Annotated in this window: 21 protein-coding genes and 1 pseudogene; 20 read left to right on the top strand and 2 right to left on the bottom strand. The window is 40.6% G+C overall.

The features are described 5' to 3' along the window. Nucleotides 1-25: 25 nt before the first annotated feature. The 16 genes from metH (at nt 26) to U735_RS0117840 (ending at nt 17,355) form a co-directional block, all read left to right on the top strand. Complete coding sequence (metH, locus tag U735_RS0117935) at nt 26-2,740, top strand: methionine synthase (protein ID WP_083260516.1); 2,715 nt, start codon at nt 26-28, stop codon at nt 2,738-2,740. 481 nt (nt 2,741-3,221) lie between these two features. Next, the gene (metF, locus tag U735_RS0117925; RefSeq protein ID WP_031445143.1) at nt 3,222-4,175 is read left to right on the top strand and encodes a methylenetetrahydrofolate reductase [NAD(P)H]; all 954 of its coding nucleotides are present in this window, start codon (nt 3,222-3,224) and stop codon (nt 4,173-4,175) included. Between the two features lie 114 nt (nt 4,176-4,289). Further along, entirely contained in the window at nt 4,290-5,387 is a 1,098-nt protein-coding gene (locus U735_RS0117915) for an acyloxyacyl hydrolase (protein WP_031445142.1), read from the top strand. A 41-nt stretch (nt 5,388-5,428) separates the two neighbouring features. Beyond that, complete coding sequence (locus tag U735_RS0117910) at nt 5,429-6,241, top strand: head GIN domain-containing protein (protein WP_232233284.1); 813 nt, start codon at nt 5,429-5,431, stop codon at nt 6,239-6,241. Between the two features lie 129 nt (nt 6,242-6,370). Further along, nucleotides 6,371-7,459 (top strand): serine hydrolase domain-containing protein, encoded by a 1,089-nt coding sequence (locus U735_RS0117905; protein WP_031445140.1) that lies wholly within the window; start codon nt 6,371-6,373, stop codon nt 7,457-7,459. Between the two features lie 121 nt (nt 7,460-7,580). Further along, nucleotides 7,581-8,045, top strand: a complete 465-nt coding sequence (locus U735_RS0117900; RefSeq protein WP_031445139.1) for a hypothetical protein — start codon at nt 7,581-7,583, stop codon at nt 8,043-8,045. A gap of 39 nt (nt 8,046-8,084) precedes the next feature. Then, a complete protein-coding gene (locus tag U735_RS0117895) occupies nt 8,085-8,435 on the top strand; it encodes a hypothetical protein (protein ID WP_146032784.1) in 351 nt (116 codons plus the stop codon). A gap of 78 nt (nt 8,436-8,513) precedes the next feature. Next, nucleotides 8,514-9,011, top strand: a complete 498-nt coding sequence (locus U735_RS0117890; protein WP_031445137.1) for a VOC family protein — start codon at nt 8,514-8,516, stop codon at nt 9,009-9,011. 80 nt (nt 9,012-9,091) lie between these two features. Next, entirely contained in the window at nt 9,092-9,892 is an 801-nt protein-coding gene (locus U735_RS0117885; protein WP_031445136.1) for a 3-keto-disaccharide hydrolase, read from the top strand. Between the two features lie 56 nt (nt 9,893-9,948). After that, nucleotides 9,949-11,286, top strand: a complete 1,338-nt coding sequence (locus U735_RS0117880; RefSeq protein ID WP_031445135.1) for a Gfo/Idh/MocA family protein — start codon at nt 9,949-9,951, stop codon at nt 11,284-11,286. A 153-nt stretch (nt 11,287-11,439) separates the two neighbouring features. After that, nucleotides 11,440-12,138, top strand: a complete 699-nt coding sequence (gene radC, locus U735_RS0117875) for a RadC family protein (RefSeq protein ID WP_031445134.1) — start codon at nt 11,440-11,442, stop codon at nt 12,136-12,138. Nucleotides 12,139-12,222: 84 nt separating this feature from the next. Beyond that, complete coding sequence (locus U735_RS0117865; RefSeq protein WP_031445133.1) at nt 12,223-13,518, top strand: polysaccharide deacetylase family protein; 1,296 nt, start codon at nt 12,223-12,225, stop codon at nt 13,516-13,518. Then, nucleotides 13,511-14,200 (top strand): YjjG family noncanonical pyrimidine nucleotidase, encoded by a 690-nt coding sequence (locus U735_RS0117860; protein ID WP_031445132.1) that lies wholly within the window; start codon nt 13,511-13,513, stop codon nt 14,198-14,200. Before U735_RS0117865 ends, U735_RS0117860 begins: the two co-directional genes overlap by 8 nt. 64 nt (nt 14,201-14,264) lie before the next feature. Beyond that, complete coding sequence (locus tag U735_RS0117855) at nt 14,265-14,807, top strand: hypothetical protein (protein WP_031445131.1); 543 nt, start codon at nt 14,265-14,267, stop codon at nt 14,805-14,807. Further along, a complete protein-coding gene (locus U735_RS0117850; RefSeq protein WP_031445130.1) occupies nt 14,804-16,240 on the top strand; it encodes a DUF5723 family protein in 1,437 nt (478 codons plus the stop codon). The genes U735_RS0117855 and U735_RS0117850 overlap by 4 nt, the downstream gene beginning before the upstream one ends. Nucleotides 16,241-16,425: 185 nt before the next feature. Beyond that, on the top strand, nt 16,426-17,355 hold the full coding sequence (locus U735_RS0117840) for a hypothetical protein (RefSeq protein WP_146032783.1): 930 nt from the start codon (nt 16,426-16,428) through the stop codon (nt 17,353-17,355). A 365-nt stretch (nt 17,356-17,720) separates the two neighbouring features. Here U735_RS0117840 and U735_RS0117835 read toward each other — a convergent pair whose 3' ends face one another. Beyond that, nucleotides 17,721-18,998, bottom strand: coding sequence for a replication-associated recombination protein A (locus U735_RS0117835; RefSeq protein ID WP_031445128.1), 1,278 nt, complete (start codon nt 18,996-18,998; stop codon nt 17,721-17,723). Between the two features lie 339 nt (nt 18,999-19,337). Here U735_RS0117835 and U735_RS24695 point away from each other — a divergent pair. The 4 genes and pseudogenes from U735_RS24695 to U735_RS0117815 all read left to right on the top strand — a co-directional run bounded on the left by U735_RS24695 (nt 19,338) and on the right by U735_RS0117815 (nt 22,247). Then, nucleotides 19,338-19,745 (top strand): annotated as a pseudogene (locus U735_RS24695) (endonuclease domain-containing protein). A 356-nt stretch (nt 19,746-20,101) separates the two neighbouring features. After that, nucleotides 20,102-20,509, top strand: coding sequence for an endonuclease domain-containing protein (locus U735_RS0117825; protein WP_031445127.1), 408 nt, complete (start codon nt 20,102-20,104; stop codon nt 20,507-20,509). Nucleotides 20,510-20,865: 356 nt separating this feature from the next. Continuing rightward, nucleotides 20,866-21,273 (top strand): endonuclease domain-containing protein, encoded by a 408-nt coding sequence (locus U735_RS0117820; RefSeq protein ID WP_031445126.1) that lies wholly within the window; start codon nt 20,866-20,868, stop codon nt 21,271-21,273. A gap of 230 nt (nt 21,274-21,503) precedes the next feature. Next, on the top strand, nt 21,504-22,247 hold the full coding sequence (locus U735_RS0117815) for a rhomboid family intramembrane serine protease (RefSeq protein ID WP_031445125.1): 744 nt from the start codon (nt 21,504-21,506) through the stop codon (nt 22,245-22,247). Nucleotides 22,248-22,351: 104 nt separating this feature from the next. On the opposite strand, the gene rlmB is transcribed toward U735_RS0117815, so the two are convergent. Next, on the bottom strand, nt 22,352-23,092 hold the full coding sequence (rlmB, locus tag U735_RS0117810) for a 23S rRNA (guanosine(2251)-2'-O)-methyltransferase RlmB (RefSeq protein WP_031445124.1): 741 nt from the start codon (nt 23,090-23,092) through the stop codon (nt 22,352-22,354). Nucleotide 23,093 lies beyond the last annotated feature (1 nt).

Raw genomic sequence — 23,093 nt, 5'->3', positions numbered from 1 at the left:
TAATGTCGAGGTCAATATAAAAATAATGAGCAATACAACGGATAAGGAACAACATAGTACAAAACGGTTTTTAAAACTCTCCGGTTTGGAACCTTTGGTGATTACCCCAGAAAGCAATTTTGTAAATGTAGGGGAGCGTACCAATGTGGCTGGTTCCAAAAAATTTCTTCGACTCATCAAGGAGGAGAAGTTTGAAGAGGCATTGGATATAGCTCGCGAACAGGTAGAAGGTGGGGCTCAGATCATTGACGTTAATATGGACGATGGTCTTATTGATGGCAAAGAGGTTATGGTAAAGTTCTTGAACCTTATTGTGGCCGAACCGGATATTGCCCGGGTCCCTATCATGATAGATAGCTCTAAATGGGAGATCATAGAAGCAGGTCTACAGGTAGTGCAAGGAAAATGTGTGGTGAATTCCATAAGTCTCAAGGAAGGGGAGGAAGAGTTTATTAAGCACGCCAAATTAATTAGGCGTTACGGGGCTGCGGTTATTGTAATGGCCTTTGATGAGGTAGGGCAGGCCGATAATTATGAAAGGCGCTTGGAAATATCCAAACGCTCTTATGATATTTTGGTGAATAAGGTTGGGTTCCCGCCAGAGGATATAATCTTTGATCTAAATATTTTCCCCGTGGCCACTGGAATGGACGAGCATAAGTTAAACGCGCTCGACTTTATAAAGGCCACCGCATGGGTAAAGGAAAATTTGCCTTTTTGTAGTGTTAGTGGAGGGGTAAGTAATGTGTCCTTTAGCTTTAGGGGGAATAATCCCGTAAGGGAGGCAATGCACTCCGTATTTTTGTATCATGCTATAAAGGCGGGTATGAATATGGGAATTGTAAACCCAAGTATGTTGGAGGTCTATGATGATATTCCCAAGGACCTTTTGGAGCATGTAGAGGATGTAATCCTCAACCGAAGGGAAGACGCCACGGAGCGATTATTGGATTTTGCAGAAACCGTAATTGGTAAGGAGAAGGAAAATAAGATAGATCTTTCCTGGAGGGAAGAACCCTTACAAAATAGGATTACCCGTGCCTTGGTCAAGGGAATAGATCAATATATTGTAGAGGATGTAGAAGCGGCCCGTTTAAGTGTTAAAGCACCTATAGAAGTGATCGAAGGGCATTTGATGACCGGAATGAACGTGGTAGGGGATCTTTTTCAAAGTGGTAAGATGTTCTTACCCCAGGTGGTAAAATCGGCCCGGGTCATGAAAAAGGCCGTTGCCTATCTATTGCCTTTCATTGAAGAGGAAAAACTTAAGAATCCACTTCCTGAAGGAAGCAGCTCGTCTGCGGGAAAAATACTCATGGCTACCGTAAAAGGGGATGTGCACGATATAGGAAAAAATATTGTAAGTGTGGTCCTTGCCTGTAATAACTACGAGATAGTAGATTTGGGGGTAATGGTTCCCCCAGAGAAGATTATTAATGCTGCCAAAGAAGAGAAAGTGGATATTATAGGGTTGAGCGGTCTTATAACCCCATCCCTGGATGAGATGGTCTTTTTGGCCAAGGAAATGCAGCGACAAAATTTTACCGTTCCCTTGCTAATCGGGGGTGCTACCACCAGTAAGGCACATACGGCGGTTAAAATTGACCCTCAGTATAAGAGTGCAGTGGTGCACGTAAATGATGCTTCAAGGGCGGTTACAGTGGTGGGCGACCTTCTGCAAAAGGAATCGTCCAATAAGTATAAGGAAAATATTAAATTGGACTATGCCGATTTTAGGCAAAAATTCCTGAATAGGGGCAAGCACAAGGAGTATTTAACCTTGGAGGAGGCTAGGAAAAATAAATATCAGTTGGATTGGACAAAGGCCGAAATCGTGGAGCCCAAGACTTTGGGCATCCAAATGATCGAGGATTTTGATTTAAGGGAATTGGTGCCTTATATAGATTGGTCCCCTTTCTTTAGAAGTTGGGAACTGCATGGCAAGTATCCGGATATTTTGGAAGATGAGATAGTTGGTAAACAGGCAACCGAGCTTTTTGCAGATGCCAAGGCAATGATGAAGAAGATTTTGGACGGTAAGCTATTTAAGGCAAAGGCTATTTTTGGACTGTTTCCCGCCAATACGATTAATGATGATGATATAGCCCTTACCCATAACGGGGAAGAATATATTTTCAGGACTTTGCGTCAACAGGCTAAAAAATATGTGGGGAAACCTAATTTTGCACTGTCTGATTTTATTGCCCCCAAAGAAAGTGGTCTGCAGGATTATATTGGTTGTTTTTGTGTGTCCACAGGCTTTGGAACAGATGAACTGGCAGATGGTTACCGCAAAAATTTGGATGATTATAACAGTATAATGGTCAAGGCACTCGCAGACCGATTTGCCGAGGCGTTTGCAGAGTATTTGCACAAGGAGGTAAGGATCGACCATTGGGGTTACGCCGCTGATGAAGGACTTAGCAATGAGGAGCTGATCAAGGAATCCTACGTTGGTATTAGGCCTGCGCCAGGTTATCCTGCCTGTCCGGACCACTTGGAAAAGTTAACGTTGTGGGAATTGATGGAAGTGAAGGAAAAGATTGGGGTGGAATTGACAGATAGTTTGGCCATGTGGCCTGCAGCCAGTGTAAGTGGTTATTATTTTGGCAACCCAGAGGCTCGGTATTTTGGGGTAGGTAAAATAAAGGAAGACCAAGTGGCCGACTTTGCAGCAAGGAAAGGGATGTCCTTGGAAGAGGCAACCCGATGGTTGGCACCCAATATAGCCGATGATTAGGGGCCTGCAAGGTTTTTTTTTAACCTTGTAGGTATCGAAGAGAAGGAGATAGGTGCCCAATGCCGGCAAAGTTAGACCTGCAAGGTTGTTGTTTTGTCCTGCAAGGTTTTTTTTAACCTTGTAGGTCTCGAAGAGAAGGAGATTGGTGTCCAATGCTCAATGCTGGCAAAGTTAGACCTGCAAGGTTTCCAAAACCTTGTAGGTCTTGGCCTCGAAAGAAGAAGAAAGAATAGGTAAAGTTGGGTTGAAGTTGGATATTCCTTGCAGCAGGGATAGGAACGATATCTTTTTTATGACTTTGGAATAAAAAAATTAAGTGGATAGCCCGGCCACAAACCGACAGAAAGGAGTGTTTGTGGGCTGCCATAATAAAATAGAATCGAAAATAAGAATTAGGAATAGCCCATTTGTAGGAAGCTAAATAAAATAATAGCTAATGTGCCTTTTCTAAAGAATAAATAAGAGGATAGAGGGAGAAATTATGAAAGTAACGGAACACATAAAAAAAGCAGAGGGGAAGACATTGTTCTCCTTCGAGATTATACCACCGGTCAAAGGAAGAAGTATTCAGGAATTATACGATAATATTGACCCCTTAATGGAGTTTAAACCACCTTTCATTGACGTAACCACTTCTCGGGAGGAGTACGTTTACATAGATAGGGATGGTTTGTTGGATAAAAGATTGACCCGTATGAGACCCGGAACTGTGGGTATTTGTGCCTCTATACAGCACAAATACGGAGTTGATACCGTACCACACGTGCTTTGTGGGGGATTTACCAAAGAAGAGACCGAATATGTGTTGGTGGATTGTCAATATTTGGGTATCCAAAATGTGATGGCCCTACGTGGGGATGCACGTAAAGAAGAACAGTATTTTAATCCTACCAAGGGCGGACATGCCTATGCTTCTGAACTGGTGAAACAGATCCACGCCTTAAATCACGGTAATTATTTACATGACAAGGTAGAGACGATCCATAGTGCCGATTTTTGTATCGGCGTTGCTGGGTATCCGGAAAAGCACTTAGAGGCACCATCCTTGATTACGGATTTGAAAAGGTTACAGGAAAAGGTAGAAGCTGGGGCCGATTATGTGGTGACACAAATGTTTTTTGATAATCAGAAGTTTTTCGAGTTTGTAGAGGCTGCGAAGAAAATGGGAATAAATGTGCCAATTATTCCCGGGATTAAGCCCATTGCGGTTAAGCGGCATTTGCAATTATTGCCACAGGTCTTTAAAATAGACCTGCCACAGGACTTGATAGATGCGGTGGACGATTGTTCCACTAATGCGGACGTACGTCAGGTAGGTATAGAGTGGGCCATTCAGCAATCCAAGGAGCTGAAGGCGGCAGGGGTGCCCGTATTGCATTATTATTCCATGGGCAAATCCGATAATATTGAGGCTATTGCCAAAGAGCTTTTCTAAAAAGGCCTCTGGCCCATTATTGCAGAATTAATTTTCCTGGGTACTTGGGAAGTGTAGCCAGCATTGTCAATTTTTAGAAAACCTATTTTTAATTTTTCATTACATTTGCTCCCCATGAACCTAAGGCTATTTCTTATAGGCTGTCTGTCGACAGCTTTTTGCTTTTCACAAAATCCGAAAGAAACCAAGAGGTACACTTTGGATGTTAGTCAATACTATGGTTCGGTGCTCTTGCACAATACTGATATTTCACATTTGATCACCAATCATCCCGGTGGTATTATCCTGGGATACAATAGGAAGACTTATGGGGATGAGGAATGGCAGCAACTCTACAATTATCCGGATACGGGCTTTTCGTTCGTTTATCAGAATATGAATAACAGTACTTTGGGGGAGAATTATGGCCTATATGCCCATTACAATTTCTATTTTTTTAGAAGAAACCTCCAGTTTAGGTTGGGGCAGGGCATTGCCTATAACACCAACCCTTTTGATAAGAACGAAAATTTTAGGAACAACGCTTATGGTTCCCATTTTTTGAGTTCAACCTATTTGATGTTGAACTATCACAAGGAAAATTTGTTCAAAGGCTTGGGGCTCAAGGCCGGGATATCCCTAATACATTACTCCAATGCCAATGTTACCGCACCCAACACCTCTACCAATACCATGGCCCTCAATGTTGGCTTGACCTATGATCTGGATGGTGGCCGGGAAGAGGAATATATTAGAACCGAAAAATTGAAGGTTTCAGAGCCTATTAAACTTAATCTGGCCTTTAGGTCCGGTATAAATGAGAGTGATGTAGTGGATTCTGGCCAATATGCTTTTTATATTTTTTCTGCCTATGTAGACAAGCGCTTTACTAGAAGAAGTGCCCTGCAGCTGGGTACGGATGTGTATTTTTCCAACTTTTTAAAGGAACTTATACGCTATCAGTCGGTAGCCTTTCCTGAATATGGGGTACAACCGGATGATGATTATAAACGTGTTGGCGTGTTTTTGGGCCATGAATTGTTTATTAATAAAATGTCGGTTATTGCCCAGTTGGGTTACTATGTGTACTATCCTTTCGATTTTGAAGGAAAGGTTTATAATAGAATTGGCTTGAAGCGATATTTTTCGGATAAGGTCTATGGGGCGATAAGTTTAAAATCGCATGGTGCAAAAGCGGAAGCTGTGGAATTCGGGGTTGGAGTTAGGCTTTAGAGTTTATTAATTGAACAGATATGCTGCTCAAATGATATAATATGATGAACTATTTTATTTTGAAGGTAAGATTGGGGTGGAGGAGCGCTGCGACAAACGGTGCTAGAATTGGCCTGCTCTTGGCAATACTGTTGGTGCTTGTGAATTGCAATAGCGAGAATGCGCCAGATTGCTTTCAAAATGCTGGGGATATTAGCAGGGAAGTCGTGGAAGTACCTAATTTTACTGCAATTACGGTCTATGAGAATGTGCAATTGACGCTACGGCAGGGAAGTCCCTTAAAGGTAGAAGTGGAAACAGGGGAATATTTAAGGAACGAAGTTGAGGTGGAGGTTTTGGATAACCGCCTATTGCTGCGCGATACCAATGATTGTAATTTTACAAGAAAATACGGACTTACCAAGGTTTATGTTACCGCTCCCAATATTACCGAGATTAGGAGCAGTACGGGGCTCGATGTCCTGAGTGATGGTGTATTGGCCTATCGTAGTTTAACCCTAATTTCCGAGAGTTTTAATGACCCGGATGCCGGGTACACCAGTGGGGAATTCAATTTAGAGTTGGACACCCAAAGTTTGGCTATTGTTTCCAATGGAATTTCGTACTATAATTTAAGGGGCCAAACCCTTAATTTCAGTATTGTTTTTGCCTCAGGGGACTCCCGTTTGGAGGCCGAGGCCCTAATGGCGGATAACATTAGCTTTAACCATAGGGGTTCTAATGATATGCGCTTAAGTCCGCAGGAATCCCTTAAAGGCACTTTGCGGGGTACTGGAGATGTGGTCAGTTTTAATAGACCGGCCGTTGTGGAGGTTGAGCAATTGTATAAAGGAGAACTTATTTTTAGCGAGTGAGAAGGTAGTGTTTTTGATATGAAATTGCAGGTTTTGCTGTTACCGTAGTTAATTCCCAAGAGTTGGCAGAAGAGATCTCCAAGTAAGGCTCCGAACAGGAAAGCCTTAATATTAATCCATAGCAACCCCATGAATCCCATTCTAAAATATTTAAAGAATTTTTTCGCTTCCCAAAGGGTAATTGGTGGAGACAAGGAATTATTGGGCAAGATCCGGGCGGATCAAATTTTGCAAAAGCTTATAGATGACCAGCGGGTTCCAGGCCTTGCCATTACCGTGCTCAAAAACAATGAGGTGTTCTTTGAGAAAGGCTATGGGTTTACAGATTTGGAACAGCAAACTACCATAGATCCCCAAAATACCATCTTTAGGATTGCCAGTGTGTCCAAGCCCATTGCAGCGGCCGCATTGGCCACTATGGTGGAGGAAGGACAATTGGATTTGGACGCTTCCATTTATAGGTATGTTCCGTACTTTCCCAAAAAGGAGTTCGATTTTACACTTAGACAATTGGCAGGACATACTGCGGGAATCAGAGGCTACCGCGGTGGGGAATATGGCCTAAACAAGCCTTTGGGGATAAAGGAGTCGCTTGCCCTATTCCAGAATGACGACCTTCTTTTTGAACCTGGAAACGGATTTCAGTATACCAGTTTTGACTGGGTACTAATTTCTTTGGCAATGCAGGAGGTAAGTGGTATGCCCTTTGCGGAATATGTTCAGGAAAAAATATTAAAACCTTATGGTTTAAAAAATACCTTCCCGGAAGTCCCGGGGGATCTTCCTCCAAACTGCACCACATTTTATTCTAAGGGCAGATTGGGTTTCAGGAAGGCTATTCCGGTTAACAATGCGTACAAATTGGCAGGAGGGGGCTATTTATCCACGGCCTCTGATATTGCCCGTTTTGGGCAGGTTTATTTGGATTCCAAGTTTAGGGATAATAAAACTCAATCCCAATTTCTAACCTCTGGGGTCATTAATGGCACTCCAACCTACTACGGGCTTGGATGGCAGGTTACCCAGGATAAGATGGGCAGGAGATATTATGGCCATGTGGGCAATGGGGTAGGGGGCTATGCTGTATTTTATGTATATCCGGAGCAGGATATGGTTTTTTCCATTATGATCAACTGCACCAATCCTGGGGTATTGGACACCTTGGAAGAGGTTATATCAATTCTTATTGGGGGTGTAGATGGTACTGCCCTTGCTTAAATATAAAAATAGACTACGCAACCAAATAGCATTATAAACATCTTAACATCAGTATTTTAATTAGCTAAAAGTCTCTAAAGGGGATACTTTGGGTGAAGCTTCATTTTTAAACAACTAACCAATGAAAAAGGGTATAATTCTTTTGTTGATGACCGGCCTAATGCTTTCTTGTGAAAAAAATGAGGTGAATCCTTCAGATATAAAGCAGATAGGTTATGGCACTTCCTTTGGAATGTGTGTTGGCTATTGTAAGATTGATATGTTGCTAAAGTCGGACACGGTAATTTATTCCCGTTCAGGTTGGAATAATCAGGTAGAAGCTATTGATTGTAAAGAAAACTTGACCCGATTGAGTTGGGACTCTATTAAAAAAGCAGTAGATTTAAAAGAATTTTTTTCGTTGCCAGAAGTCGTGGGATGTCCGGATTGCGCAGATGGAGGAGCCGAGTGGTTGGAGGTTGAAAATTTTTCCGGCAAGAAATACAAGGTTACCTTTGAGTATGGCAAGGCACCAGAGGAATTGGAAACTATTGTAACCGCCTTAAGGAAACAAATTGAAAAGGGTATTCATTGCGAGGAGTTTTAAAAAATTGCATTGATGTTGTGCCCACAAAAAAAATATAAAATGAAACATTTCACTTTTTTTTGTGCAGTATTGTTTTTAATGGGCAATAGTTTAAATGCCCAGCAAAACCCTATGCCTTCTGTAGATAACGATGCATTGGTAAAGGATTGGAGCCTGCATGAGGCCAATGCATTTAAAAGAAAGGGGAATGGGTCAAAGGATTCTATTGTTTTTGACTTCAATTATAAAGATCGGCTTGGTAGTGTGATGGACAATCAGAAGTCCAATAACATTTCTTCAAAGAAAAAGACTGTAGAAATGCCCATTCTTAAGCCTTCCGGCGATTATCCCATGAATATTTATCGCATTGACAGTTCCAACACTTATGCGGCAAGAATTTATAAGTATTGATGATGTCAAGGGTAGTTGATGCACAAATTTTTAAGTTGGTAATTAGAGATTGATGATTGCGTAAAAATCACTCCGAAAATGGAAAATGACTATACTATTCCTGCACAGGCCCGAATTGGACACGTACATTTAAAGGTTGCAGACCTGGAACGATCTTTGGATTTTTATTGTAATCTATTGGGCTTTGAAGTGACCACAATGTACGGAAATCAGGCCGCCTTTATTTCCGCTGGGGGATACCACCATCATATTGGTTTAAATACATGGCATAGTAAAGGCCTGTCTCCCGCGCCTACCAATAGTGTAGGTCTTTTCCATACGGCAATAGTATATCCCACTAGAAAAGATCTTGCCAACATATATCTGCGTTTACTTAAGGCAGAATATCCGTTAACGGGGGCAAGTGACCATGGTGTTTCGGAAGCCATTTATCTGGACGACCCTGACAAAAACGGAGTGGAACTATACTGGGACCGCCCAAAAAGCCTATGGACCTATGGGCCGGACGGATCCTTGATAATGTTTACAAAGCCATTGAATATGGAGAATTTGTTACGGGAGTTGAAATCCGTTTAAATTACACTTCACTACCTTAGGTCTCTTGCGATTTTTTTTTATCTTCATGTTTTTATAAATACTACAAAAAAAGTAAATACATGAAACTGCTAATTGCCTTTTTTTCCTTTGCATTGGTACTATCTTCCTGCAAAACCAAAACTGATAACAAACCCGAAGCTGAAGCTAAAGCTGAAACTGCGGCAGAAAGCGAAAATTGGATATACTTGTTCGATGGAGTAACAACCAACGGATGGAGAGCTTACAACGGGGAATCATTGCCTCCAGGCTGGGTCGTGAAGGACAGCGTATTGACGTTTGATACCGAATTGGGACTAGAACAGGATTATACCGGGGGAAAGGATATTATCTATGGTTTGGAAGAGTTTGATAATTTTGAGTTCTATGTGGAATGGAAATTGCCGGAAGGAGGCAATAGTGGCATTTTTTATCACCTAAAGGAAGGTATACCTAATGCCGGGCCACCAAATATTTCTCCTGAATACCAGTTGATCGATGATGAAAACTATGCAAAAATCCATGATCTAACGGCCTATAACCTGAGCCTTGGGCATACCGAAAATCCAGCAGCACTCCAACCCTTACAGCAAACAGCCTCGGATTATGCCATGCATGTGGCCGATCCGGAACAAAAAATATTGAATCCTGTTGGAGAGTGGAATTCTTCTAAAATAGTATTTACGCCAGAGCAGGTGGAGCACTGGCTCAACGGGAAAAGAGTACTATCTTTTGTTCCATGGTCCGAGGATTGGTATGAAAGAAAGAATTCCGGAAAATGGAAGGATGAGGAATATTATGGCAAGTTCAAGTCTGGATATATCGGATTTCAGGATCATTCAAGTCCCATTTGGTTCAGAAATATAAAAATTAGAAAACTTTAGAAATTAATTCTGTTGGTTTGGTTTGACCGATAATAAAAACAATAAAAAACTTACTTATGAAAAAAAGAGACTTTCTAAAAAGTACCGCTGCCTTGGGTTTAACGGCACTACTGCCAACCTCTGTTTGGGCCTTGTCCAAAAATGGACGCTTAAGAACGGCCCATATAGGTGTTAGTAATATGGGAGGGGCCGACCTTAAGTCCATATCCTCACATGAATTGGTGGATGTAGTTGCACTTTGCGATGTAGATTCCAAGGCATTGGAAGGGGCCAAAAAATTGCACCCCAACGCTGTAGTCTACAAGGATTATAGGGTGATGCTCAAAGAAATGAAGAACGATATAGATGCGGTAATAGTCTCGACCCCGGATCATACCCATGCTCCTGCTTCCATGATGGCCATGGAGATCGGAAAACCGGTATATTGTCAAAAACCCCTTACCCATCACGTAGTGGAAGCCAGAGCGATGCGCAAGATGGCAAAGGAAAAAAACTTGGTCACCCAAATGGGAATTCAGGTACATTCTTTCTACGATTACAAATTGGCTACTTTATTGATCCAATCAGGAATTATAGGGAAGGTTAGCACGGTTAGGGCTTGGTCTCCCAAGAACTGGGGCTTTGATGGTCCGGAGCCGGAAGGATCAGATCCGGTACCTGAGAATTTGGATTGGAACCTGTGGTTGGGGACTTCTGCCGAAAGACCTTATAAGGAGGGATATTACCATCCGGCCAATTGGAGAAAATTATTGGACTACGGCTGTGGTACATTGGGAGATATGGGCGTACATATTTTTGACACCCCTTACAACGCCCTTAAATTGGACGTCCCCATGACTATAAAGAACCAATGTAGAAAACCAACAGGATTCGGATTCCCTGAAAAGAACACCGTTACCTATACCTTTCCCGGAACCGAATATACGGCCGATACCTTGAAGTGGATCTGGTACGACGGCAAAGGGGCTCCTGAGAAGCATAAAGACTTGAAATTGCCCAACAATGAGAAACTACCTGGGCAAGGGGCTATGTTTGTAGGTGAAAAAGGGAGACTTTTATTGCCGCATTTTATGGAGTTGCCCAGACTTATTATAGATGGCGAATATCAGGAGCTGGATTTGTCAATAATCAAGGATCAGGATGCCATAGGCGAGCCGGTTAGGGACTATGATTCCGAAGGGGACAAGCACTATCATCAGTTTGTGGACGCCTGTTTGGGCAAAGCCGAAACTACAGCTCCCTTTGAATATTCGGCACGACTAACAGAAACTATATTGTTGGGGGTTATTGCAGGCCGCTTTCCAAATAAGACCTTGCATTGGGATAACGCCACCGCTAGATTTTCGGAACCAGAGGCCAATAAGTTCTTGGATGCACCTTATAGGGAATTCTAAAATTTAATATTAGACCTAAATCATAGGAGCCCATAGGCCATTTTTTATCGGAATGGCGGATGGGCTTTTTTTATGTAGGAGTTTATGTTGCCGGCCATTTTAAAATTTAATTTTCTGATTATGATAAAACCATAAGATTCTTATCTTTAGGTTATGCAACAACAACCATCTTCTTTCTCTATTAAACATTGGTCCGATGATGATAAGCCTCGTGAGAAATTGTTGCAAAAAGGAAAATCCGTCCTCTCCGATGCGGAATTGATAGCCATACTAATAGGCTCGGGTAGTCGCAATGAAAGTGCCGTGGAGCTTTCGAAACGCATATTGGCCTCGGTAAACAACAATCTGAACGAACTGGGGAAATTGTCCATTAAACAGCTTATGCAATTTAAGGGAATTGGGGAGGCCAAGGCGGTTTCTATCGCTGCTGCCCTGGAAATAGGGAGGAGACGCAGGGGAGAAGAGGCTCAAAAAATAACAAAAATCAGCAGTAGTAAAAATGTCTTTGAACTTTTACAGCCTAAGATGGGCGAGCTGCCACATGAGGAATTTTGGATAGTTTTTCTGAATAATTCCAACGCAGTGCTTCAGGCTGGGCAACTTAGTAAGGGGGGGATTACCGGGACATTGGTAGATGTTCGCTTAGTTTTAAAACAGGCATTGGAGTTGGGTGCAGTAGGACTGATTTTGGCCCATAACCATCCTTCAGGTACCTTAAGGCCTAGTGAGGCCGATAAGCAGATTACAAGAAAACTAAAAGTAGCTGCAGAGGCCTTGGATATAAAAGTTTTGGACCATATCATCATCACACAGAAAGAATACTTTAGTTTTGCAGATGAAAATATCCTTTAAAATGGAGCTTGCGATCTATGGTTTTGGTCAGAGACTTCCAAAATCAAAAATGCAGGGCTTTTTTAAAGGACTAAGTAAATAATTATGTTGCTCATCTATACCCATAAAATTACACATCGCTTCAGTTATATTATGCGGCATATATTTACAACTATTTTGGGAATAGAGGTTAGCTACACTACCAAAGTTGAGGATTTTATTAAACATACCGGGCCAAAGATAACATACACCAAACAGCCTTTACAGAACGAATTCTTTGTGCGGAGCAACGACCTGTTGTTTGAGCAGGGAATTAACGACATACAGATATATTTGGCGGATTGGGATGGTACGCCTTGTTTTTTTGCTACCGGGGACAGAAGTAATCTGCCCTTCGATATTTTTTCTGCAAGTTTTTACATGTTGAGTAGGTACGAAGAGTATTTGCCCCACGTAAAGGATATGCATGGTAGATTTTCACCCAAGGACAGTTTGGCCTTTCAGCACGATTTTCTGGAAAAGCCGTTGGTAGACATTTGGGCCCAAAAACTATTGTTTGCATTAAAGGTAAAATTCAAGGATCTTAAACACAGACCAAGAAATTATACTTATACCTCCATCATAGATGTATCCAGTTCCCATTGTTTTGCCCATAGAGGATTTGTCCGTGGTATGTCTGGATTTCTTTTCGATTTGGCTTCCCTAAAGATCCGCAGGGTTTTTGATAGGGTTTCGGTATGGGTAAATTTGAAAAAGGATCCTTATGACAATTTTTTCGAACTAATAGAATTGCACAAGAACAACAAGGTAAAGGGCATGTTTTTTTTCCAGTTTGCGGAGTATTCCACTTACGACAAAAATGTGTCCCCCAACAATAATAAATTTAAGCACCTAATTAAATCTGTAGCAGACTACGATAAGGTTTCTTTGTCCTGTTCCTATAGTTCCTTTAATGATATAGCCCTGCTCAAGGAGGAGAAAAAAAATCTGGCCAATGTAATCAATAGGCCTGTTGGTAGTTCCCGTATGCGCTATAACAGGGTAGACATTCCAGAAACATATAGGAATTTGATCGAAGCTGGTTTTACGGACGACTATACCATGGGATACACCCATGAAATTGGATTTAGGGCAGGTACCTGTACGCCTTTTTATTTTTATGATATCCCTTTGGAAGTTCAGCAGCCCATTAAGATACATCCTTTTGCGGTGCACGATTATGGCTTGTTGAAATATAGAAATAGAACGGAGGCCTTTTCCGCTGTGGAGAGACTTTATTTGGAAACAAAAAAGGTGAACGGCAAGTTCATAACAGTTTTTTCAAATGAATTGATTGGGGGTGAAAGCAAATTGAATTGGAAGAAATTATATAGTAGTATCCTAAAACGAGTAAATGTTTAAGAATCTTGTTACAGATGTTTTTTTTGATTTGGACCATACCCTATGGGATTTTGAGAGAAACTCCGCCCTGACTTTTCAAAAAATTCTTTCGGAGAACTCTGTCAATGTGGAGCTCAACGATTTTTTAAAGGTATATATCCCTTTAAATTTTGAATTTTGGAAGCTTTATCGGGAAGGGAAAATAACCAAAAATGAATTGAGGTTCCAAAGATTGAAAATTACCTTTGATAGGCTAGGGTATACCATATCCAATGAATTAATTGATGTTTTATCCGATCAATATATTGAGTATTTGTCATCATACAACCATCTTTTCCCCAATACAACAGAAGTTTTGGACTATTTGAAGCCGAATTATAAATTACATATTATCACTAACGGTTTTCAGGAAATACAGTACAAAAAATTACACAGCTCCAATATTCACAATTATTTTGAGCATATAATTAATTCAGAAATGGCCGGTGTTAAAAAGCCCAACCCAATTATCTTTAGATTGGCACTTGAAAAGGCCAAGGTGCTGCCCCAGAAATCCTTGATGATCGGTGACAGTTTGGAGGCAGATATTTTGGGAGCAAAGTCGGTAGGGCTTCATACCCTTCATTTCAACGCCAATAATGAACCAAAGCACGAATATTGCGACATGATTCACGATTTAAGTGAAATAAAATCTTATTTATAGAGTTATAATTTAGAGTAACACTATAACAACACGGTACCAGTAGTTGTTCTTGGAAGGTTTTGGTATGAAAAATAGAATTTTACTTCCCGCCATTATTATGCTTGCGCTCTATTCCTGTATAGAAAGGCAAAACTTCGATCAATATGATGATTTGGAAATTATTCCTACGGTAGAGGCGAGTATATTGTATATAGAATCGCCAGAAAGGTTGTTGAATGAAATTCAGGGACAGGATTTTTATTCCCAAGATTTTAATTTTGACGGTTTTAGTGAAGATGCCTTCTCGGACCGAGTTTTGGATGGCTTTATATTTTATGAAATAGAGAATACCACCAGTAAGGAAATGGAGGCCACGGTTGAATTTTTGGATGAAGGTGGGAATACACTGGATACCCAATATTTTCATGTAGATCCGGCGCCAACGCCCCTTGTGCAATTGCAGGTGGCCTATGGTACTGGTACCGGACGAAGCATAGAAATTATAAAAAATACCTCAAGTATAAAGGTAAGTGTCCTTAATTTAGGAGATAATAGTAGCGTTTCCAACCTCCCGGATCCAAAAATTATTTTTAGGTCCAGTGGAAAATTCAGACTTCGTTTAAAATGAGACAAGTTAAACTCGTCTTATTATCCTGGTTACTGGGCTGTATTTTTGTTACTGCCCAGAACAAGCAAATACTGTACGATTTTACTGAGATCCCCCAAGCGTTAATGATCAATCCTGGAATGTCAACGGACTTTCAATGGTATGCCGGAATCCCCGTATTATCGGGAATTTCATTTCAGGCCGGTAGTAGTGGGCTTACGGTAAACGATCTGTTTGCGGACGACGGAGTGGATTTTAACGTGAAGGTCAGGGAGCGGGCCATATATGGTATGAGCACCCGTGACGAACTTAGCGGTACTTATCAGGTGGAGTTGCTGAATGGAGGTTTTCGCGGCCGTAATAGGGATAATTTCTATTCTTTTGGGATTTACAACGAAGGTGATGCTATAGGCTATTGGTTTAAGGATTATGCTATCCTGGCCTTTGAAGGCAACGCCGATCAATTGGGAAGAAAATTTGATCTCGGGCATTTAAAAACACGTGGGGAGATGCTCAATGTGTTTCATTTCGGAATAAACAAAAGAGTTGATGGGGCCCTGACCCTTGGTGGAAGGGCAAAAATATATTCTAGTGCCTTCAATTTTTCGTCCACCAAAAACAAGGGCTATTTTGTAACCAATGAAGGGCAGAATAACCTCTTGGCCAATACCATTGATGCCGACCTGGAACTAAGGTCCTCAGGTCTAAATGAAATAGAGGATGCTATTGACAATGATAGTTCTCTATTACCTGGAATTTTGACCAGAAGACTATTTTTTGGTGGAGATTTGGGATTTGGTATCGATCTGGGATTTACTTATAAACTTAACAAGCAAACCGTAATAACCGGAAGTTTGTTGGACCTTGGGTTTATTTATAGTTCCACCGACGTTAAAAATTATACCATAAAGGGCAATGCCACAGTTGAGGGGATAGAAGTTATTTTACCGGATGCATTTTCGAACTCCAATGACGATTTTTGGCAAGATTTAGTGGATGAGGTAGATGCTTTGGTTCCCCACGGAACCAATAATAAGAGCTATATTTATTTTAGACCTACCAAACTGTATGGTTCCCTACGTTATAATTGGGGAGAGCCCACTAATCAAAGTATGGATTGCGACTGTAATTATATGGTGTCAAAAAGAAAGGATTATACCAAATACGCCAATGGTGTTGGCGGACAATTGTATGTGATCAACAGGCCGAGAGGGCCACAAGCTGCGCTTACCGCCTTTTATTTACGAAGATTTGGAAGGGCTTTGGCACTAAAAACAACCTACACCGTAGATAAGTTTTCCTGGAGCAATATTGGTTTGGGACTTAATCTACAGGCGGGCCCCGTAAACATCTATGTTATGGCAGATAACCTATTGGCCTATAATAACCTAGCGGATAGTCATTACTCCTCTTTTCAATTAGGATTAAATATTATATCTTGGGGGAAGAAATAATATTGTAACTATTGCAACCAACCTTAATATATTTAAATGCTCCTTTCTAGGGAATATTTTTCAAAGTATTTAATGTAAAAAAGCCGTATTGGTTTAGTTTTTGCTCTAATTATTATTTAAGTCTATTAATTTTCGCCCGTGGATGGATCTCAAAAGGATGGAGTTGCCTTTTTATTTTGTACAATATGAAATTCAAGGAGCAGCGGGCGACATTATCAACACTAACAATGAAATTTGAAATGATGAAAAACTTTATTTTGCCGCTTATTTTAATGTGTGGCTTTTATGGCATGTCACAAGCCGAATTAAACAAATACAAGTACATTATAGTTCCGACCAAATTTGAAGCTTTTAAAAATGAAAATCAGTATCAGACAAGTACTATGATCAAATATAATCTTGTCGAAAATGGCTTTACGGCAGTTTATGACAATGATATGCCCGCGGATCTGTTGGCGAACAGATGTCTTGGTCTGCTTTTGAACCTTAAGGACGATTCATCCATGTTTACTACTAAGGTAACCCTTACGCTCAAGGATTGTCAGTCTAATGTGGTTTACACCACGGTAGAAGGTAGTAGCAAGGAAAAAGATTATAAATCGGCCTTTTCGGAGGCAATAAAGGAATGCTTTGTGTCCTTGTCCGGCCTAGGATATAAATTTGAGCCTACTGGCGATACTTTACCCGCTACCGTGAGCTTTAAGAATGATGTTAAAAGAATTGAAGAGAAGGCCAGTGTAGCACCAAAACAAAATATGCCTAACCCGGTGGTTGAACAAAAAGCCACCTTAGAGGAACAGTCCTACAAAAGCATGGAACCGGTTCAGTCCAATATTACTAAAGCAGAAAATAAGCCTGCTATGGCATTGCCTAATGTGGATTACAAAACAGAACAGGCTGGGGTATTATATGCGCAGGCTATTCCAAACGGATTTCAATTGGTAGATAGCACCCCTAAAATAGCATTAAGGATGTACGCTACCACCCAGGCCAATTTCTTTATTGCCGAAGGGGATGTAAATAGTGGTGTGGTTTTGAAAAAGGGAGACAAATGGTACTTTGAATACTACGATGGTGATAAATTAATGGGACAAGAGTTGAATATTAAATTCTAAGATTCTTCCCTATAGTTAATGGAGTCAGCGAAACGAATAACCTCTAGAGTGAGTTTGAGGGGGTCATTTTATAATTAAATAGTATTGTCCGGTCGAGCGCAGTCGAGACCTTAGGGATTGGATATCAAAGGATTACAATTTATAATTTATTAGTGAAACTCAATTTTGAGAAGTCAAAAAGACGCACTTAAAATTGCAAGTTGAACTAATCCCGCCTTTTTCGGCGGGATCTTGGTTCAATACCTCGACCCTTGGGTCGATTCCTATTATTGGGTTCAGGGCCTGCCTTTGTCGACAGACAGGCTTGCCCTGAGGTTTAATACCTTTTATGGATAAACCAGGGCATAACAGGGGTTGAACCAATTTTAGAGGTTATATTTATCTTTCCACCGTTTTTTTAGGAAATCCTTTATGGCATTTTCCCGTTGATTATTGCCAGGGCGGTAAAAGTTTGTTCTGGCTACTTCCTTGGGCATAAATTCTTCAGCTATAAAATTATTTTCATAGTCGTGGGCATATTTGTAATCTTCCCCGTAACCCAGGTCTTTCATTAGTTTGGTGGGGGCGTTGCGCAATGCCAAGGGTACGGATAGGTCCCCTGTTTGTTTTACGGTTTGCTGGGCCTTGTTGATAGCCATATAACTTGCATTGCTCTTTGGTGAGGTGGCCAAATAGATGACGCACTGACTCAATATTATCCTAGCTTCGGGGTATCCTATGGTAGTAACGGCCTGAAAAGTAGTATTCGCCATTACTAGGGCCGTAGGGTTGGCATTGCCAATGTCTTCGGAAGCCAAAATAAGTAGGCGCCTTGCGATAAATTTCACATCCTCTCCTCCCTCTATCATCCTGGCCAACCAATATACCGCTGCATTGGGGTCACTTCCCCTTATCGATTTTATAAAGGCAGAGATTATGTCGTAATGTTGCTCGCCGGTTTTATCATAAAGAACGGTGTTCTTCTGAATTTTACTCAAAACCAGTTCATCTGTAATAATAACGGTATCCGTTTCTTCCGAATTGATGATAAGCTCGAAGATGTTTAACAATTTTCTTCCATCTCCCCCTGACAGACGTAGTAGTGCTTCGGTTTCCTTGAGTTTTATTTTTTTGGTTTTTAAGTACTTATCCTCTGTCATTGCCCTGTGGAGCATGGCTTCAAGATCTTCTTTTCCAAAGGGATTTAGAATATAAACCTGACAGCGGGAAAGTAGCGCGGGAATTACCTCGAAGCTGGGGTTTTCCGTGGTGGCACCTATTAGGGTAACCCATCCTTTTTCCACGGCCCCTAATAACGAATCCTGCTGCGATTTGCTAAATCGATGGATTTCATCAATAAAAAGTATCGGATTCTTGGTAGTGAACAGGCCTCCGCTTTGCTTCGCCTTTTCTATAACTTCCCGTACATCTTTTACACCACTGCTAATGGCACTAAGGGTATAAAAAGGGCGGCCACTTTCTTGGGCAATAATATTGGCCAAAGTGGTTTTCCCAGTACCTGGAGGCCCCCAAAGTATCAGTGATGGCAGGATTCCTTTTTTTATTTGATGGGTCAATGATCCATTTTCTCCCACCAAATGATTTTGGCTTATATAATCCTCCAAGGTTTTGGGGCGTACCCTTTCTGCTAACGGCTCGTTCATAGAACAAAAATAAGACATTTATGGGGATGACAATTTATCCGAAAATGGATTCTTGGCCAGACTATTGAATTAAATTTTGTATTTCTATTGAATTCGAAAAGGGCAGAAAAATGGCATCGAATAAGTCCCCCCTCTTGAGAGGGGAGCTGAATATGGCTTTATGTATTTTGTGATTGATAAATGGGGTTGATTTTGTAAGGTCTTGGTACTGGTTATTTTTTGTTTTCACAACGTTCTAACTAAGTGCCAATGTCCATTGGTTTTAAAAAGGTTGAAATACTGCCTCAAATAAGTTCCCCATTTGAGAGGGGCTAGGGGTGTGTAAAAAAACACAGACAAATGCAAAAGAGAAAGATTATACCTTATAATCCAAACCTTAAAGAGTTGGCAAGGCAGCTTAGGAACAATTCCACCAAGGCCGAAATTATCCTTTGGCAAAAACTCAAGGGGAAACAGATGTATGGGTATGATTTTCATCGCCAAAAACCAATAGATAATTATATAATAGACTTTTTTTGTCATGAATTGATGCTCGGCATTTAGGTGGATGGCTATTCCCATCAAATTATAGAAGTCTTCAATAAAGATGTAAAGAAAGAAGCGGTTATTAATATGTTAGGTATCCATATACTTAGATTTTCCGACGAGCAAGTGTTAAAAGATACCGACAATGTGATAAGGACTATAGAATGGTATATTGCCAATTTCGAGGAACACACCCCCGACCCCTCTCAAGAGGGGAGCTAAAAGTAGCTTTATGTATTTTGTGATGGATAAATGGGGCTGATTTTGTAAGGTCTTGGTATTGGTTATTTGGTGTTTTTACAAAGTTCTAGTTAAATGCCATTGTCCATTGATTTTAATTAAGTTGAAAAGTGGCATCAAATAAGTTTCCCTTTTGAGAGGGGAGCTGAATGTGGCTTTATGTATTTTGTGATGGATAAATGGGGCTGGTTTTGTAAGGTCTTGGTATTGGTTATTTGGTGTTTTTACAAGGTTCTAGTTAAATGCCATTGTCCATTGGTTTTAAAAAGGTTGATATATTGCCTCAAATAAGTTCCCCTCTTGAGAGGGGCTAGGGGTGTGTAAAAAAACAAAGACAAATGCAAAAGAGAAAGGTTATACCTTATAATCCAAACCTTAAAGAGTTGGCAAGGCAGCTTAGGAACAATTCCACCAAGGCCGAAATTATCCTTTGGCAAAAACTTAAGGGGAAACAGATGTATGGGTATGATTTTCATCGCCAAAAACCAGTAGATAATTATATAATAGACTTTTTTTGTCATGAATTGATGCTGGGCATTGAGGTGGATGGCTATTCCCATCAAATTATAGAAGTCTTCAATAAAGATGTAAAGAAAGAAGGGGTTATGAATATGTTAGGTCTCCATATATTTAGATTTTCCGACGGACAAGTATTAAAAGATACCGACAATGTGATAAGGACTATAGAATGGTATATTGCCAATTTCGAGGAACACACCCCCGACCCCTCTCAAGAGGGGAGCTGAATGTGGCTTTATGTATTTTGTGATGGATAAATGGGGTTGATGTTGTAAGGTCTTGGTACTGGTTATTTTTTGTTTTCACAACCTTCTAACTAAGTGCCAATGTCCATTGATTTTAATTAAGTTGAAAAGTGGCATCAAATAAGTTTCCCTTTTGAGAGGGGAGCTGAATGTGGCTTTATGTATTTTGTGATGGATAAATGGGGCTGATTTTGTAAGGTCTTGGTATTGGTTATTTGGTGTTTTTACAAAGTTCTAGTTAAATGCCATTGTCCATTGATTTTAAAAAGGTTGAAATATTGCATCAAATAAGTTCCCCTCTTGAGAGGGGCTAGGGGTGTGTAAAAAAACAAAGACAAATGCACAAGAGAAAGATTATATCTTATACTCCAAACCTTAAAGAGTTGGCAAGGCAGCTTAGGAACAATTCCACCAAGGCCGAAATTATCCTTTGGCAAAAACTTAAGGGGAAACAGATGTATGGGTATGATTTTCATCGCCAAAAACCAGTAGATAATTATATAATAGACTTTTTTTGTCATGAATTGATGCTGGGCATTGAGGTGGATGGCTATTCCCATCAAATTATAGAAGTCTTCAATAAAGATGTAAAGAAAGAAGGGGTTATGAATATGTTAGGTCTCCATATATTTAGATTTTCCGACGGACAAGTATTAAAAGATACCGACAATGTGATAAGGACTATAGAATGGTATATTGCCAATTTCGAGGAACACACCCCCGACCCCTCTCAAGAGGGGAGCTGAATGTGGCTTTATGTATTTTGTGATGGATAAATGGGGTTGATGTTGTAAGGTCTTGGTACTGGTTATTTTTTGTTTTTACAATGTTCTAGTTAAATGCCAATGTCCATTGATTTTATAAAGGTTGAAATACTGCCTCAAATAAGTTCCCCTCTTGAGAGGGGAGCTAAAAGTAACTTTATGTTTTTAAGGAGGATTAGTAGGTCTATTGAATTAAGTTTTATATTTCGGATATGACAGAGAGTAATTATTTCAAATTTTCCAATTCAGTAATCGTATTTCCAATGTTGGCGGTGCTCTCTATCTGGACCGTATATTGGTTTGAAATTAGGTTTCAGGTGAATTTTAACGATTATGGAGTTTATCCAAGGACCTTAAAAGGACTTAGAGGCATCTTCCTTAGTCCGTTCATACATTCGTCCGTAGATCATCTCTATAACAATACCATTCCAATTGCCATTCTCACGGCATCCCTCGCTTATTTCTACAGGAATATAGCCATTAAAGTATTGCTTTGGGGAATTCTGTTGTCGGGGATTATAACCTGGCTAATTGGAAGGCCATCCTATCATATAGGCGCCAGTGGTTTGATTTATGTATTGGTGAGTTTTATTTTTTTTAAAGGAATAATATCCAAACATTACCGTTTGGTTGCCCTGTCCTTGATGGTGGTTTTTATCTACGGGAGTTTGTTGTGGTATATTTTTCCGGTTGAGGACGGTATTTCTTGGGAGGGCCATTTAGGCGGATTTGTTACTGGACTGTTTCTGGCATTTGCCATGAAGGTCCCTCTGCCCATATTGAAAAAATATGACTGGGAAAAGGAGGATTATAATGAGGAAGACGATGAATTCCTAAAACATTTTGATGAACACGGGAATTTTATTGAGAGCAAGCCTCCTGTCCAAGAAGAGGATGACATTATCATTAAATATCATTTCAAAAAAGATTCGGGAGAAGGGAAAGAAGATCATTAGACAAAGCAGAGAATTTCCGTCCAAGAAAGAAATTGAACATTTTTAAAGTTCAGATTTTTTCAAATCTGGAATAACTAGAAAGCTTTTGACACGGTTGGTTATTTCTACAATTCCTGTCGCTGCCTTACTGCTTCATAAAGGAAAACTCCACAAGCCACCGAAACATTTAGCGAACCAATTTCACCCAATAGGGGAAGCTTCGCCATATGGTCCGCCGCCTTTAGAATGGATGGGGAGATACCTACATCTTCAGATCCCATGATAATAGCGCAAGGTTCCTTAAAGGAAACCTCATATATGGTGTTTTCCGTTTTTTCGGTTGCGGCAATAACCTTTATTCCAGAAGCCTGCAAATAGAATACGGCATCCTTTATGTGGTCTATCTTGGCAATAGGTACACGAAAGGCGGCTCCTGCAGAGGTTTTAATAGTATCTGCAGTAACCGGGGCAGCTCCTTTTTTCTGAATTATGATTCCGTCTACTCCGGTACATTCGGCCGTTCTTATGATGGCTCCAAAGTTGCGCACATCCGAAAGTTGGTCCAATAGTAGGAAAAGGGGAGTTGTCCTGGTCTCCAATGTTTTTTCAACCAATTCTTCAACGGTCAGAAAGGTAATAGGCGATATGTTGGCCACTACGCCCTGATGGTTACTTTTTGTAAGTCTGTTTAATTTTTCAATGGGTACATAGGAAGAGCTAATGCCGTTTTTGCGGATCAGCGTCTCCATATCTTTGGACAGGTCGCCTTTAAGGCCTTTTTGTATAAAAACCTTGTCTATGGGTTCATTGGATTTTATGGCTTCAATTACGGCTCTGATGCCATAAATCTGTTCTGTATTCTTCATG

Origin of the sequence: Arenibacter algicola (genome assembly GCF_000733925.1) — a bacterium.
In the GTDB taxonomy this organism is placed as follows: domain Bacteria; phylum Bacteroidota; class Bacteroidia; order Flavobacteriales; family Flavobacteriaceae; genus Arenibacter; species Arenibacter algicola.
Note: the sequence above shows the minus strand (reverse complement) of the source record. Positions and strands in the feature narration are given on the sequence as shown.